Origin of the sequence: Segatella oris (genome assembly GCF_900637655.1) — a bacterium.
Classification (GTDB): domain Bacteria; phylum Bacteroidota; class Bacteroidia; order Bacteroidales; family Bacteroidaceae; genus Prevotella; species Prevotella oris.
The window spans coordinates 1,917,070-1,931,100 of sequence record NZ_LR134384.1 but is presented as its reverse complement, the minus strand read 5'-3'; the positions used below and the strand labels follow the sequence as shown (position 1 = coordinate 1,931,100).

Annotated in this window: 11 protein-coding genes and 2 tRNA genes; 9 read left to right on the top strand and 4 right to left on the bottom strand. The window is 41.7% G+C overall.

Annotated features, from left to right (window positions below):
• Positions 1–10: 10 nt before the first annotated feature.
• The 7 genes from EL210_RS08060 to EL210_RS08030 all read left to right on the top strand — a co-directional run bounded on the left by EL210_RS08060 (position 11) and on the right by EL210_RS08030 (position 7,581).
• Positions 11–1,945 carry a dipeptidyl-peptidase 3 family protein gene (locus EL210_RS08060; RefSeq protein WP_018920403.1) on the top strand — a complete coding sequence of 645 codons (1,935 nt, stop codon included), beginning with the start codon at positions 11–13 and terminating at the stop codon, positions 1,943–1,945.
• Positions 1,946–1,957: 12 nt separating this feature from the next.
• Positions 1,958–2,572, top strand: coding sequence for a DNA alkylation repair protein (locus EL210_RS08055; RefSeq protein WP_004374998.1), 615 nt, complete (start codon positions 1,958–1,960; stop codon positions 2,570–2,572).
• A gap of 82 nt (positions 2,573–2,654) precedes the next feature.
• Positions 2,655–3,104, top strand: a complete 450-nt coding sequence (locus tag EL210_RS08050) for a Fur family transcriptional regulator (RefSeq protein WP_018920402.1) — start codon at positions 2,655–2,657, stop codon at positions 3,102–3,104.
• Positions 3,105–3,155: 51 nt separating this feature from the next.
• A complete protein-coding gene (locus EL210_RS08045) occupies positions 3,156–4,433 on the top strand; it encodes an adenylosuccinate synthase (RefSeq protein WP_018920401.1) in 1,278 nt (425 codons plus the stop codon).
• Between the two features lie 16 nt (positions 4,434–4,449).
• Positions 4,450–5,814, top strand: a complete 1,365-nt coding sequence (gene hisS / locus EL210_RS08040) for a histidine--tRNA ligase (protein ID WP_018920400.1) — start codon at positions 4,450–4,452, stop codon at positions 5,812–5,814.
• A gap of 76 nt (positions 5,815–5,890) precedes the next feature.
• A complete protein-coding gene (locus EL210_RS08035) occupies positions 5,891–6,883 on the top strand; it encodes a rhamnogalacturonan acetylesterase (protein WP_018920399.1) in 993 nt (330 codons plus the stop codon).
• 140 nt (positions 6,884–7,023) lie between these two features.
• Positions 7,024–7,581 carry an NADH peroxidase gene (locus EL210_RS08030; RefSeq protein ID WP_026285948.1) on the top strand — a complete coding sequence of 186 codons (558 nt, stop codon included), beginning with the start codon at positions 7,024–7,026 and terminating at the stop codon, positions 7,579–7,581.
• A 538-nt stretch (positions 7,582–8,119) separates the two neighbouring features.
• Here the strand turns inward: EL210_RS08030 and EL210_RS08025 are convergent.
• From EL210_RS08025 to EL210_RS08005, 4 genes are all read right to left on the bottom strand, one after another.
• Complete coding sequence (locus EL210_RS08025) at positions 8,120–9,331, bottom strand: L-serine ammonia-lyase (RefSeq protein WP_018920397.1); 1,212 nt, start codon at positions 9,329–9,331, stop codon at positions 8,120–8,122.
• Positions 9,332–9,389: 58 nt separating this feature from the next.
• Positions 9,390–9,461: transfer RNA gene (locus EL210_RS08020), tRNA-Glu, on the bottom strand.
• Positions 9,462–9,493: 32 nt separating this feature from the next.
• Positions 9,494–9,580, bottom strand: a tRNA-Ser gene (locus EL210_RS08015).
• Positions 9,581–9,852: 272 nt separating this feature from the next.
• Positions 9,853–12,057 (bottom strand): S9 family peptidase, encoded by a 2,205-nt coding sequence (locus EL210_RS08005; RefSeq protein WP_018920395.1) that lies wholly within the window; start codon positions 12,055–12,057, stop codon positions 9,853–9,855.
• Between the two features lie 93 nt (positions 12,058–12,150).
• Between EL210_RS08005 and EL210_RS08000 the strand changes: the two genes are divergently transcribed.
• Together EL210_RS08000 and EL210_RS13800 are read left to right on the top strand one after the other, a co-directional pair.
• On the top strand, positions 12,151–13,059 hold the full coding sequence (locus EL210_RS08000) for a TIGR01212 family radical SAM protein (RefSeq protein ID WP_018920394.1): 909 nt from the start codon (positions 12,151–12,153) through the stop codon (positions 13,057–13,059).
• A 294-nt stretch (positions 13,060–13,353) separates the two neighbouring features.
• Entirely contained in the window at positions 13,354–13,767 is a 414-nt protein-coding gene (locus EL210_RS13800; protein WP_232000303.1) for a hypothetical protein, read from the top strand.
• The last annotated feature ends 264 nt before the right edge of the window (positions 13,768–14,031 follow it).

Below are 14,031 nucleotides of genomic sequence, written 5' to 3'. Positions count from 1 at the left end.
GATATAATACATGAACTATATAGATGAAAAGTTTGCCGACATCCAGTTGTTGAGGTATAAATTGGAAGGTTTTGAAGCTCTGAGGCTTCAACAGAAAATATATATATATTATCTGTCGAAGGCTGTTCTTTCAGGCAGAGACATCACGTTTGACCAATTTGGAAAATATAATCTTAGCATTCGCAAGGTGCTTGAAAGTATTTTCCTTCTTTACAACGGCAGCCGTGACACTCATGACTTTCAGGCGTTGACAGTCTATTTGAAACGAGTGTGGTTCTCAAATGGTATCTATCATCACTATGGGTGTGATAAATTCAAACCTGAATTCAGTAAGGACTTTTTTTGTGATGCCTACAATAGCCTTTCCTATGAACAGTTGGCATTAGGGTCAGAGGAAGAAAAGAACAATTTGCTGAATGAAATTCTGTCGGTTATCTTTGATGCTGACTATTTGCCAAAGCGTGTTAACAAGGCTGAAGGCGTAGACCTCATCAAGACGTCTGCCTGCAACTTCTATGAAGATGTTTCGCAAAGTGAGGTTGAAAGTTTTTATAATGGCATGAAGGTGGAGGGAGATGCTCGTCCTGTTTCCTATGGACTTAATTCTAAGTTGACCAAGCAAAACGGGAAGTTGACAGAGCTTGTCTATAAGGCAAATGGCATGTATGGCAATAAAATCCGTCAAATCATCCATTGGCTGGCGAAGGCTTCTCAATATGCTGAAAACGAACAGCAGAAGAAGGTTATAGCCATTTTGATAAAGTATTATCAGACGGGCGACCTTAAATACTTTGACGAGTATTCTATTGAGTGGTTGAAAGAGCAGGATGGACAAGTTGATTTCATCAATGGCTTCATAGAAGTTTATGGTGACCCCTTGGGATTGAAAGGCTCGTGGGAGGGGATTATTGAGTATAAGGATGCTGAGGCAACAAAGCGTACTCGTCTGATCAGCGAGAATGCGCAGTGGTTTGAAGACCATTCCCCTGTGGACAGGAGGTTTAAGAAAAAGACTGTTCGGGGCGTGACGGCAAATGTCATTTGTGCGGCAATGCTCGGAGGAGACGAATATCCCTCTACAGCTATAGGTATAAATCTTCCGAATGCCGACTGGATTAGAGCAGAGCATGGTTCTAAAAGTGTCACCATTGGAAACCTCACAGATGCCTATAGTAAGGCTTCGCGAGGGAATGGTTTCATGCAGGAGTTTGTCATTGATGATGAAACGCGGGCGCTCATTGATAGATATGGAGACTTGTGTGATGAACTTCATACGGATTTGCATGAGTGTCTTGGACATGGCAGTGGTCAGTTGTTGAAGGAAACGGATCCCGATGCACTGAAAGCTTACGGAAATACGATAGAAGAGGCGCGTGCCGATTTGTTTGGACTGTATTATCTGGCTGATGACAAGTTGGTAGAATTGGGACTGACCCCAGATAGGGAAGCCTATAAAAGCCAATATTATACTTATATGCAAAATGGTCTGCTGACACAGGCCGTAAGGATAGAATTGGGTAATGACATCGAAGAGGCACACATGAGAAATCGGGCATTGATAGCCAATTGGGCACTCGATATGGATGTAGAACAGCAGATAGTAGCATTAGAGATGCATGGCGGAAAGCATTATGTGTCAGTGAAGGATTACGATGGCTTGAGAGGAATTTTTGCCCGTCAGTTGGGCGAAATACAACGTATCAAGAGTGAAGGTGATTTCAATGCAGCTCGGGCATTGGTTGAAAAATATGCCGTTCACATAGACTCTCAGTTGCATCGGGAGATTCTTGAACGCTATGAAAAGTTGGGGATAGCCCCTTATAAAGGTTTTTTGAACCCGTGGATGAAGCCTGAATACGATGAAAATGGCAATATTGTGGATATCAAGTTGGATTATACAGAAAGCTATGCACATCAGATGATGCGTTATTCAAGTGAATATTAATGTAAAGTGAGAATGTATATGGAATTGAATGATAAGTTGAAGAAAATCAAGCAAAGCTTCAGACTTTATATGAATGGGCCTGCTTCTCAGTCTATGCGTGAGAAGGGACTGAATTACAATGTCAATTGGGGTGTGCCATTGATAAACCTTCATGAAATGGCCAAGGAATATGGAAAGGATTATGAACTTGCCATTGCTTTGTTTAAGGAGAATGTGCGTGAATGCAAGATTCTTGCCACATTGATTATGCCAGCCGATAGAATGGAGGCTGATTTGGCTGAAGTTTGGTTGGAACAGACCCGCACACAGGAAATTGCCGAAATGTTGGCCATGAATCTTTTCCAACATGTGGATTATGCCTCTGTTCTTGCTTTTGAATGTATTGCTTCAGAGAATAATCTCTATCAGATTTGTGGTTTCAATCTTTTGGGTAGATTGTTTGGAAAGGGGCTGGAACCCAATGAACGTGGTATTAATGAATTCTTGGATCAAGCAGCTGTAGCACTGAGTAATGAAAATATGGGTGTTAAACATGCTGCTATGAACGCCATTTTGAGTTTCGCGGAGTTGGGGAATGACTATGAAATGATTGTCAGGAAGGCCTTGCATGGCGTTGTTGAGATTTAAAGTGAAAATTATGTTATTATATTTCTCAATCTGATATAAAATTACTAATTTTGTATGTTGAATTGTTTCAAACAATTATTCAATGGCAAGAGAGGAAACCCAACGGGCTTACGATGTTCTGAATAAGTTTCTGAAATCGGATAATCACCGCAAAACTCCTGAACGTTATGCAGTGTTGGATGCTATCTACAGTATGGATAGCCTTTTCACTATGGATGCCTTAAATGAGGCTTTGAATGAAAAAAGATTTAGGGTGAGCAGGGCAACTCTTTATAATTGTATGAATTTATTCCTGAAGTTAGGGCTCGTAGTCAGGCATCATCTTCAGGATGCCATAGTCTATGAGGCGGCATTCTCTGCACAGGGGTATGTTCGGCTGATTTGCCGGATGTGTGGAAGGGTTACGGAACTGAAGAACCTGGAACTTGAGAAAACAATTGGAGAAATGAAAATCAGCCGTTTTCGTAAAGATAATTTCACGCTCTATTTATATGGAGTTTGTGGTAAATGTCAATCAAAAAAGATACGTTAAAACACATATGAAGTCAATATGAAGTCAAAAAGCAATAATCTATAGGATAAAATGAATACAACAGGTAAAGTTGATGTCCTGCTCGGTTTGCAGTGGGGGGATGAAGGAAAAGGGAAAGTAGTTGATGTCTTGACACCGAACTATGATGTTGTAGCGCGCTTTCAGGGTGGTCCTAATGCAGGCCACACATTAGAGTTTGAAGGCCAGAAATATGTGCTTCGCTCAATTCCTTCAGGTATCTTCCAAGGTGGTAAGGTAAATATCATTGGCAATGGAGTTGTGCTTGCCCCTGATTTGTTTATGGGAGAAGCCAAGGACTTGGAGAAAAGTGGTCATCCTTTGAAAGAGCGTCTGCATATATCTAAGAAAGCTCACCTCATTATGCCGACACATCGCCTTTTAGACCGTGCCTATGAAGCAGCTAAGGGAAAGGCTAAAGTGGGTACTACGGGGAAAGGAATAGGCCCGACTTACACTGATAAGATAAGCCGTAATGGTTTGAGAGTAGGGGATATTATTGAGAACTTTCAAGAAAAATATGCTGCTCACAAGGCGCGTCACATGAAGATGCTGGAAGCGCTGGGCTGGATAGACTTCGAAGGTCTCGATGAGGTTGAAAAGACGTGGATGGAAGGAGTTGATTATATGTGCCAGTTCCATTTTGTTGATTCTGAGCACGAAATCAACAATATCCTGCGTTCAGGGAAAAGCATTCTGTGTGAAGGTGCTCAGGGAACCATGCTTGACGTGGATTTTGGCTCTTACCCATTCGTTACATCCTCCAATACCGTTTGTGCGGGAGCCTGCACCGGTTTGGGAATAGGTCCTAACAAAATAGGCGAAGTTTATGGCATCATGAAGGCTTATTGCACTCGTGTTGGTGCAGGCCCTTTCCCTACAGAGCTTTTTGATGAAACAGGCAAAATGCTTCGTGACCTTGGCCATGAATATGGTGCTGTGACAGGACGTGAACGCCGTTGTGGTTGGGTAGACCTCATTCAATTGCGTTATTCTATTATGATTAATGGTGTTACCCAGCTGATACTCATGAAGAGTGATGTGCTTGATTCCTTTGAAACAATCAAGGCATGCGTGGCGTATAAACTGAAAGATGGAAGCCTTACGAAGGAATTGCCTTACGAACTTGAAGGTGTTGAACCTGTCTATAAGGAGTTCCCTGGTTGGAAGACGGATATGACTAAGTTTACTGAACAATCACAATTCCCACAGGCGTTCCATAATTACATTAAGTTTTTAGAGGATTTCCTGGAGACACCCATAAAGATAGTCTCTATAGGGCCTGACAGAGAACAGACTGTTATTTTATAAAAAAATAGAAGAATATATGGCACAAAAACCTTCCATTCCAAAGGGAACCCGGGATTTCGGGCCGGAGGAAATGGCAAAAAGAAATTATATTTTCAATACTATAAAGGATGTTTATGCCCTTTATGGTTTTCAGCAGATAGAAACGCCTGCAATGGAAACCTTACAGACGCTCATGGGAAAGTATGGTGAAGAAGGTGATAAACTGCTTTTCAAAATACTGAATTCCGGTGATTATCTGAATAAGGTTACAGATGAAGAGCTAAGCGAACGTAATCCGCTTCACTTGGCCTCAAAACTATGTGAGAAAGGACTTCGTTATGATTTGACAGTTCCTTTTGCGCGCTATGTTGTGATGCACCGTGAAGAACTTCAATTGCCCTTCAAACGCTATCAGATACAACCTGTGTGGCGTGCAGACCGTCCACAGAAAGGACGTTATCGTGAATTCTACCAGTGTGATGCAGATGTTGTTGGTTCTGATTCCTTGTTGAACGAGGTTGAACTGATGCAGATTGTTGACACTGTCTTTACGAAATTCGGTGTAAGAGTTCAGATAAAGATTAATAACCGAAAGATACTTACGGGCATTGCTGAGGTTATCGGAGAAGCTGACAAGATCGTTGATATAACAGTCGCTATTGATAAACTCGACAAAATAGGTCTCGATAATGTCAATGCAGAGCTGAAGGCTGATGGTATCAGTGACGAGGCTATAGAGAAGCTTCAGCCTATCATTTCTTTGGAAGGAACGAATGAGAATAAACTCAATACCATTGCTAAAGTGCTTGAAGGTTCTGATGTAGGACTGAAAGGTGTTGAAGAAACGAAGTTCATCCTTGATGCCTTGAAGGTTACAGGATTGAACAACGAAATACAACTCGATTTGACACTGGCCCGTGGACTCAACTACTATACGGGAGCTATCTTTGAGGTGAAAGCACTTGATACACCAATGGGAAGTATCACAGGTGGTGGTCGTTACGATAATCTTACAGGTATCTTCGGCATGCCGGGCTTGAGTGGTGTCGGTATCTCGTTTGGTGCAGACCGAATTTATGATGTTTTGAATGCACTCGACCTCTATCCCAAAGAGGCAGTTAATGCTACACAAGTCTTATTTATCAACTTTGGTGAGAAAGAGACTGCTTATTGTCTTCCTTTTGTTGCCAAGGCTCGAAAGGCTGGTATTCGTACGGAAATATTCCCAGACAAGGCAAAGATGAAAAAGCAAATGAGCTATGCAAATGCCAAGAATATTCCTTACGTGGTGCTTGCAGGTGAAAATGAAATCAATGAAGGAAAGCTTATGCTGAAGGATATGCAGACAGGCGAACAGACATTGATTACAATTGATGAGCTGATTGCTACTGTTTCTAAGTAAAACTTTAATAGGGTAGAAATGGCAGAGACTATTTCTACCCTTTATAAATATAATCTAACTACTTAATAATTGTCATATGAAACACTCTCTTTATTTCTTAATTGCATTCTTACTTGTTGTTTTGATAGCAACCGATAAGCATAAACCTGTTGTTTATATTATTGGTGATTCAACTGCGGCAGAGAAGAATAATCCGCTTGGAAATCCAGAAAGAGGGTGGGGGATGATGTTGCAAGGGTGCTTTACGGAGGATGTTATCGTGAGCAATCATGCAGTCAATGGCAGATCGAGCAAGAGTTTTCGTGATGAAGGACGGTGGCAGAAAATACTTGAAAGCCTGAAGCCTGGTGACTATGTAATTATTCAATTTGGGCATAATGACTCAAAACCTGACGTAGAACGGCACACAGAACCGAATACAACTTTTGCAGAAAATCTTGAACGCTATGCTCTGGAAACCAAAGCAAAAGGGGCAGTTCCTATATTGATGAGCCCTGTTGCACGTAGGTGTTTTTATAAGCTGCCTGACAGAATCATTGACGATGAAAAGTTGAGAACTGTGGCCTATGGAGACGAACAGACAAATAGTGACACTCTTGTCGACACTCATGGTGCCTATCGTTGGGTTGCACGACGAGTTGCCCAAAAGCTGAAGGTATGCTATATTGATGCTAATGCCATTACTTCTCAAATAGAACAACGTCATGGTGTTGTCGGAAGTAGGAAGTTACACGTATGGCTGAAGCCGGGAGAAAGTGCTTCCATCCCGCAAGGAAGGAAAGACAATACACATTATAATATATATGGTGCCTTTACGGTTGCTAATGCATTGGCAGAAGCCATAGGTGAACAGATACCGGAATTGAAGCCTTATATCAGGCATTATGATGCTGTCGTTTCAACTCGTGGGCGAGGCAATTACTTTTCTTTAGACAGTGCTCTCTCCCATAAGCCAGCGAAAGGAACCTATCATGTGCTTGTCATGGATGGCCAGTGGAAAGGGACAAAAGAACTGTCTGACAAGAGTTTGAAAATGACGTTATATGGGCAGGCGAAGATATATCGCTAAAGATATATGGTGAAAAAAGCTTAAACATTTGATGTTTACAGGCGAAGTATTTTGCTTTTAGCATGTTTTGCGCTATCTTTGCAAACAAGAACAGGATTAATGGTAATACAAAACACGTAAAATTAAAAAACAAAAACATTATGAAGAAGAAATTTATTTGTACGGTATGTGGTTATATTCATGAAGGTACTGAGGCTCCGGAGCAGTGTCCAATCTGTAAGGCTGACAAGAGTAAGTTTAAGGAAATGGAGGCTACTGACGGCGAATTGAAGTTTGCAACCGTTCATTATCTTGGCGCAGCTTACAAAGAAGGCGTTTCTGAAGAATTGATTCAGCATTGCAAGGAAACATTTGCAGGCGAGTGCAGTGAGGTTGGTATGTATCTTGCTATGGCACGCCAAGCTGATCGAGAAGGCTATCCTGAGATTGCCCGTGCCTATGAACATTATGCTTACGAAGAGGCTAACCACGCAAGCCGTTATGCAGAACTGTTAGGTGAAGTGCTTGCCGATACAAAGGCAAACCTTGAAGCTCGTATTGCAGCTGAACAGGGTGCATGTGCTGAAAAGTTTGAGTTTGCAAAGAAGGCTAAGGCTGAAGGCAACGACACTCTCCATGACACTATCCACGAAATGGCTAAGGATGAGGCTCGCCATGCAGCTGGTTTCGCCGGTCTTTATAAGAGATTTTTCAAGTAGTCTCCGCAATGCCAATTCTGAGAACCCCGTTCTTGTAAAAGAAGGAGTTTGAAAATATAAGCCATGTCTGACTTTTTACAAAGTCGGATGTGGCTTTTTCATATTTCTACTCATAGACAGTAAGGCCTCTTTGAAGATTAAGTTGTAAATCTCAAACAAAGCCATACTTGCGTATTCTTTCCTCAACATGCGCTTCGTTTTACAACAGCTTTCAAGTTTTTGATTATCATGTCATTATGTGTTATGACTCAAGTAACTTTATGTTTTGCGTCAAATCATCGTGCAATCTGCCTCAAGTTACCATGTAACTTGCGTCAAAATGCAGTGTAATCTATGTCAAGTTGCCATGCAAACTGATATGAATTACATTCTCTGGAGATTAATCTTTGTTTGTAATAGTTCCAATTGCTTATTTCGAACAGAGGTTAGATAACATATTAAATGTAAAAAGGGAAAGCAAACATCACTTGGTTTTATTGCTTTCCCTTCCTATATTAATAAGGCTTTCTCCTTGTTTTCATATGGAAAAAGATCTTCTTTATTCCAGATTATAGCCTTTGGCAAGGCCACCCTCACTGGTCTCTTTGTAGAGAGAAGGTAAGTCATGACCAGTTTGTTTCATCACGTTGACCACGCGGTCGAAGCTTACACGGTGGCTTCCATCGCCAAAAGAAGCGTATAGTTGGGCATCAAGTGCACGGGTTGCTGCAAAGGCATTCCGTTCGATACATGGGATCTGAACGAGTCCGCAGACAGGATCGCAGGTCATTCCCAAATGGTGTTCCAAGCCCATTTCGGCAGAATATTCTATCTGTGAGGGACTTCCACCGAAGAGTTGACAGCTTGCAGCGGATGCCATTGCACAGGCTACACCTACTTCTCCTTGGCATCCTACCTCAGCACCGCTGATAGATGCATTCTTCTTGACAATGCTTCCGAAGAGTCCCGCAGTGGCCAAGGCACGTGCAATACGCTCATTGCTGAAGTTGTGTGATTTGTATAAGTGATATAAAACCGCTGGAACAACTCCACAGGCCCCGCAGGTTGGTGCTGTGACAATAGTGCCCCCAGAGGCATTTTCCTCACTAACAGCCAGTGCATATGAATAGACTAGTCCGCGACTCTGCAGGGATGGCTTGTAACCACTGGCTTTTACATAGTAGGTTGCAGCCTTTCTTGGCAGGTGGAGTGGGCCGGGAAGAACTCCTTCATGCGCCAACCCTGCTTTTACCGACTGCTTCATAACCTCCCAAACGTTTAGTAGATAGTCCCAGATATCATTGTCTTCATACTTCTTTACGTATTCCCAATAGCTGCATCCGTTATCGTTACACCACTTCATGATGTCGTGAAGTGAATTGAGAGGATAAACTTCTTGGGTTGCAAAATAGTCACTAATACCCTTACCTTCAGACAGGGCACCGCCCCCAATACTATATACAGTCCATTCGTCTAAGGGTTTCTCGTCAATATCCAGAGCAATGAATTTCATGCCATTGGGGTGGAAGGGGAGGAATGTTTGCGGTTGCCATATGATTTCAACAGGTGCTGTTGGGCGCATAACTTCTTCGATAGCGATGTCTGTCATATGTCCTTTTCCTGTTGCAGCCAGCGAGCCATAGAGGATTACTTGAAACGAAGAAGCATCTTGGTGGCGCTCTGTGAATATTTTTGCAGCTTTCTGTGGACCCATAGTGTGACTGCTCGAAGGGCCTTTACCTATTCGAAATATTTCTTTGATTGACTCCATATGCGAACTTTCTTAAAGCAAAAAGTCCCACAAATCTGTGATTTGCAGGACTCTATTGTAGTCGGTACGAGAATCGAACTCGTATGCCAAGATTGAGAATCTTGTATCCTAACCGTTAGATGAACCGACCAGTTAGCTTGCATTCTCTTAAAACTTTGCGTGCGGAAGGAGGGGGATTCGAACCCCCGGTACGAGAACTCGTACGGCAGTTTAGCAAACTGCTGGTTTCAGCCACTCACCCATCCTTCCATTGATGGATTGTATCCGATACGCCAAGCATTATTCTTAAATGCGGTGCAAAGGTATGAAAAGTTTCTTATACATCCAAAACTTTTTCGTGCTTTTTTTGAAATTATCTTCAATTTTGCTTGATGTTTGCCCCGCAAATAGGGCAGGGGATTTTATTAGTAATGTTTTTAAAGTAACAGGAACAAATGGAGGCAACCATATGTTCCTGTTTTATAAAGATGCAAGTCCTCTTTTGTTGTGTGTCGGGGCGAATGCTATTTATATGTATTTCTTTATTTTAAATGCTCAATAAACCAGTTGGAAATCTGGCGTAATAAGTGGGTGCGCGTGTTGCCACCATAGATACCATGATTTCGGTTGGTATAGATGTTCTCCTTAAAATCCTTATCTGCCTGTATCAAAGCTTCTGTATATTCCATTGTATTCTGTGGCTGCACATTGTCATCAGCCATGCCATGGCATATAAGCAGGGCGCCATGAAGAGCATTCGCACGCTGAATGGGGTTGGTGGCATAGCCACTTCCATTTTCTTTTGGTGTGCGCATGTAGCGCTCTGTATAGATAGTGTCATAGTATCTCCAATTGGTTGGTGGCGCAACTGCCACACCTGCTTTGAACACAGGGCGTCCTTCGCTCATGCTCATCAAGGTGTTAAAACCACCAAAACTCCAGCCCCAAATGCCTATACGCTCCTTATCAATGTAGCTTTGCTTGCCCAACCATAATGCTGTTTCAATCTGATCGCGTGACTCAAGTTCACCAATTCTTAGATAAGTGCATTTCTCAAACGCTGCACCTCGCCCGCCTGTACCTCGCCCATCAACACAGACTACGATGAAACCTTGCTGTGCAAGATAGTAGTCGAAAGCTCCACCGTTGCCCATAGAACCTGCATTCCATGCATCGATTACCTGTTGACTTCCTGGTCCACTGTATTGAAAAAGGATGACAGGATACTTTTTATTGGTATCAAAATCTTTAGGTTTAACCATCCAACCATCAAGCTTCACACCTTCAGAAGTAGTGAATGAGAAAGTTTCTCGACCATTAAAGCTGTATGTTTTTACTTTTTCTTTGAGTTCTTTATTATCTACAGGAGTTGAAAGCACCTTGCCTTTGTTGTCGCGAATAGTAAATACGTAGGGCGTATTATAGTTGCTCCATGTGTTAAGGAAATATTTGTAGTCACCTGAGAAAATGGCCTTATTCCAACCATTTGTATCCGTAAGCCGTTCTGTTTTACCGGTCTTGTGGCTGACAAACACTTGGCGGTCGTGTGGATTGATACCTGCTGCCTGATAATATACATCTCCTGTCGTCTCATCATAGCCATAAATGCTCGTGATGTCATAGTTCCCGTCACCGATTTTACGGATGAGACTACCATTCATATTATAGAGATAGAGGTGCATGTAACCGTCGCGGTCGCTTGGATGCAGAATGCTGTTCTGCCCGATAGCGATGCCTTCCATGGCCTCTTCTTTCACGTATTTATCTCCTTGTTCCTTGATAAGTAGCTGTGAAAGAGTAGTGCGAGGATTGACTGCATAGAGATTAAGTACGTCTTGATGACGGTTCATGGTGAATACGATAATGCGGTTAGCATCGTTGGTTGACTTTATTCTGGGTATGTATCCGTCACCTTCAAGAGGCACTTGCAGGCGGTTAGTCTTGTGAGTCTGTATTTCATAGCTCCACACGGATACGATCGAGTTGTCTTCTCCAGCTTTAGGATATTTATAAGTATAGGTTCCCGGATAAACCTCATTCGCTTTCATGGTAGGGTGGCTGCCCATAAAGAGCTGCAAAGAATACTCTTTTACCTTTCTTTCATCATATTTTATCCAACATAACATACGGCTGTCTGCAGTGAAACAGAGCGAGCGATTGGTTGAAAACTCTTCCTCATAAACCCAATCGGGAACTCCATTGATGATTTCATTAAACTTGCCATCCTTTGTAATTTGGCTCTCTGCATTATCATAGAGCAGTTTTACGAGAAAGATATTATTATCTCTGACGAAAGCAATCTGATTGCCGTCGGGTGACCATGTAGGTATCTGTTGTGGTCCACCTGTCGAGAGTTTTTCAAGTTTCCTGCTCTGAATGGTGTAAATATAATAGTCAGCCGTGAACGAACGGCGATAGATTTTGTGTGTATTTGTCTGTATAAGCATGCGCTTTCCATCGGGAGAAAGCGTGTATCCGTCGAGTTGTTTGATGCTTTCCCCATGTGTGTTGGCAATGTCAAAAAGCACACGTGTCTGATTACCTGTCTTAAAAGCATATTCAATAATCTGTCTGCCGTCGTTGCTTATGCTGGCATATCGGTCGGTTCCTTTTATGGGATCAACACCTGTGATATATTTAGGAGTGAATGTTTTTCCCGTAACATCTTTCAGTGTAATCTTATTGTCAGCTGATACATTTGATGTGGCTAAAAGCATCATTATGCACATAACAAATAGTTTGTTCATATTGGTGAAAATTTAATGTTATGTTGACAAAGTTACGAAAAAGCCCTGAAAACCGTTTGCCGTTTGCCTGCTTTTTTCATAACTTTGCATGTGATGAATGCTTTTTACAATGATTTTTCTTCGTGGATTAGAGCGAAATTCCCGTTCAGAGTCCAGAAATTAAGTATTGATGCAGGCTTTTCCTGTCCCAATCGTGACGGGAAAATCGGTTTAGGTGGGTGCACGTATTGCGATAACCGAACTTTTAATCCAAACTATTGTGACCGTCATAAGCGCGTTTCCCAACAATTGGAAGAAGGCAAACGCTTCTTTTCCCATAAATATCCTGACATGAAATTCTTAGCCTATTTCCAAGCTTTTTCCAACACTTATGCCCCGCTGGAACAGCTGAAAGCACGCTATGAAGAGGCGCTTCAGGTGGAAGATATTGTAGGAATAGTCATAGGTACTCGGCCCGATTGCATCAACGATGAATTGCTCGACTATCTTGCTGCTTTGCAGAGACACACGTTTGTGCTGATCGAATATGGCATTGAAAGTGCTAATGATATTACGTTGAAGAGGATAAATCGTGGACATGATTTTGCTTGTTGCCGCTTAGCTGTTGAGAAAACACATGCACGCGGCATTTTGTGTGGTGCTCATGTTATTCTTGGACTGCCGGGGGAAGATGCTGATGAAAGCATCCGTCAGGCAGAGATAATATCTTCCTTGCCTCTTGATATCCTGAAAATACATCAGATGCAGATTATTCGTGGCACGCAGTTGGCTGCCGAATATCTCCGCAATCCCTTCCCTGTTTATTCTGTAGATGACTATATCAAGCTCGTTGCGACCTATATTTCGCATCTCCGTCCCTCGCTTGTGCTGGAACGTTTCGTCAGTCAGTCGCCTGCCCATCTGTTGATAGCACCGAAGTGGGGCCTGAAGAACTATGAATTCACTAACCTTCTTCATCGTTATATGAAAGAGCATAATATCCGACAAGGGGATGCACTTTAGTTAGAAAATCACTATTCTGTACTTGAGATAACGGCAGCTTTTGATTTTTGTTTTCCAACAAGCTTTCAACCTAATAAAATACAGAATTCTGCACAATACTGGGTGAGTTTGTCCGTTTTCCAAGTAAAGCAAACATTCTTCTAACTATATTCCTCATTGTTTTGAGAATGGGTTTAGAGAAATGAATTAAAAACATTAATCATTACTGCTCAAGAATATCAAGTGGTGAATAGAATTTAATGAACCTTGTTATTATTATAGAATTAAAGAATAAAAAACTTAGATAAAGTAATCATGTTACACGATGACTATATTTTATTTAGGCTTTATGTGCCTTTAGTCTTGACAATTCTTTTGGCAATCATGGCGTATGTGCATCGAAAACAATTGTTCAGATACATCTATTTCTGTAATATATTTTGCTTCGTAATAGCCGTTGTCAGCTATGTGCTTGTCATGAATCATCCTGCAGGACAGCCTTATTCAGCCCCTTGGATGGCGGCAGTTCCGTTTCTTTGGCTATTTGGTATCTTCGGCGGTTACTTTCTTTTTCTTGTTTCTGCCTTTGCATTTTTAGTAGAAATGGCACAGCGGAGAATGCTGGCAAGAGTGTTACTTGGAATTGGAATTTTGTTTCTTGTGCTGCTGTTAATCAAGGCTTTATTTGTATTGTTTGGTGCTATTTGGGTGATGAGAGGAGTTTATTAGTTTGGTTTAGTCTGAAAGATTGCTGTATGAATTCAATATTGGAAGAATATAATGGGAATGGAATTATAGTTTTCCTCGATCTTTCTTATAACATTTTCTATAAATACAAAGAACATGAATTCTACACTTTTAAATATTATATTTTAAGGGCTTGAATGATTGCTGAACAGAGTCGAAATAATCATTTTATCGATCTTTATGAATAATATGCCTCATACAGCTTTGTAATTTGGCTTTAGTTACGCGGTAATCTGCGTCAGTTTA

What these genes read in the sequence shown, in the direction of transcription:
- EL210_RS08025 (WP_018920397.1), bottom strand. Translation starts at nt 9,331, where the DNA reads ATGGAGTCAATCAAAGAAATATTTCGAATAGGTAAAGGCCCTTCGAGC.
- EL210_RS08000 (WP_018920394.1), top strand. Translation starts at nt 12,151, where the DNA reads ATGAATGCTTTTTACAATGATTTTTCTTCGTGGATTAGAGCGAAATTC.
- EL210_RS13800 (WP_232000303.1), top strand. Translation starts at nt 13,354, where the DNA reads ATGTTACACGATGACTATATTTTATTTAGGCTTTATGTGCCTTTAGTC.
- EL210_RS08030 (WP_026285948.1), top strand. Translation starts at nt 7,024, where the DNA reads ATGAAGAAGAAATTTATTTGTACGGTATGTGGTTATATTCATGAAGGT.
- EL210_RS08035 (WP_018920399.1), top strand. Translation starts at nt 5,891, where the DNA reads ATGAAACACTCTCTTTATTTCTTAATTGCATTCTTACTTGTTGTTTTG.
- EL210_RS08060 (WP_018920403.1), top strand. Translation starts at nt 11, where the DNA reads ATGAACTATATAGATGAAAAGTTTGCCGACATCCAGTTGTTGAGGTAT.
- EL210_RS08045 (WP_018920401.1), top strand. Translation starts at nt 3,156, where the DNA reads ATGAATACAACAGGTAAAGTTGATGTCCTGCTCGGTTTGCAGTGGGGG.
- hisS (WP_018920400.1), top strand. Translation starts at nt 4,450, where the DNA reads ATGGCACAAAAACCTTCCATTCCAAAGGGAACCCGGGATTTCGGGCCG.
- EL210_RS08050 (WP_018920402.1), top strand. Translation starts at nt 2,655, where the DNA reads ATGGCAAGAGAGGAAACCCAACGGGCTTACGATGTTCTGAATAAGTTT.
- EL210_RS08005 (WP_018920395.1), bottom strand. Translation starts at nt 12,057, where the DNA reads ATGAACAAACTATTTGTTATGTGCATAATGATGCTTTTAGCCACATCA.
- EL210_RS08055 (WP_004374998.1), top strand. Translation starts at nt 1,958, where the DNA reads ATGTATATGGAATTGAATGATAAGTTGAAGAAAATCAAGCAAAGCTTC.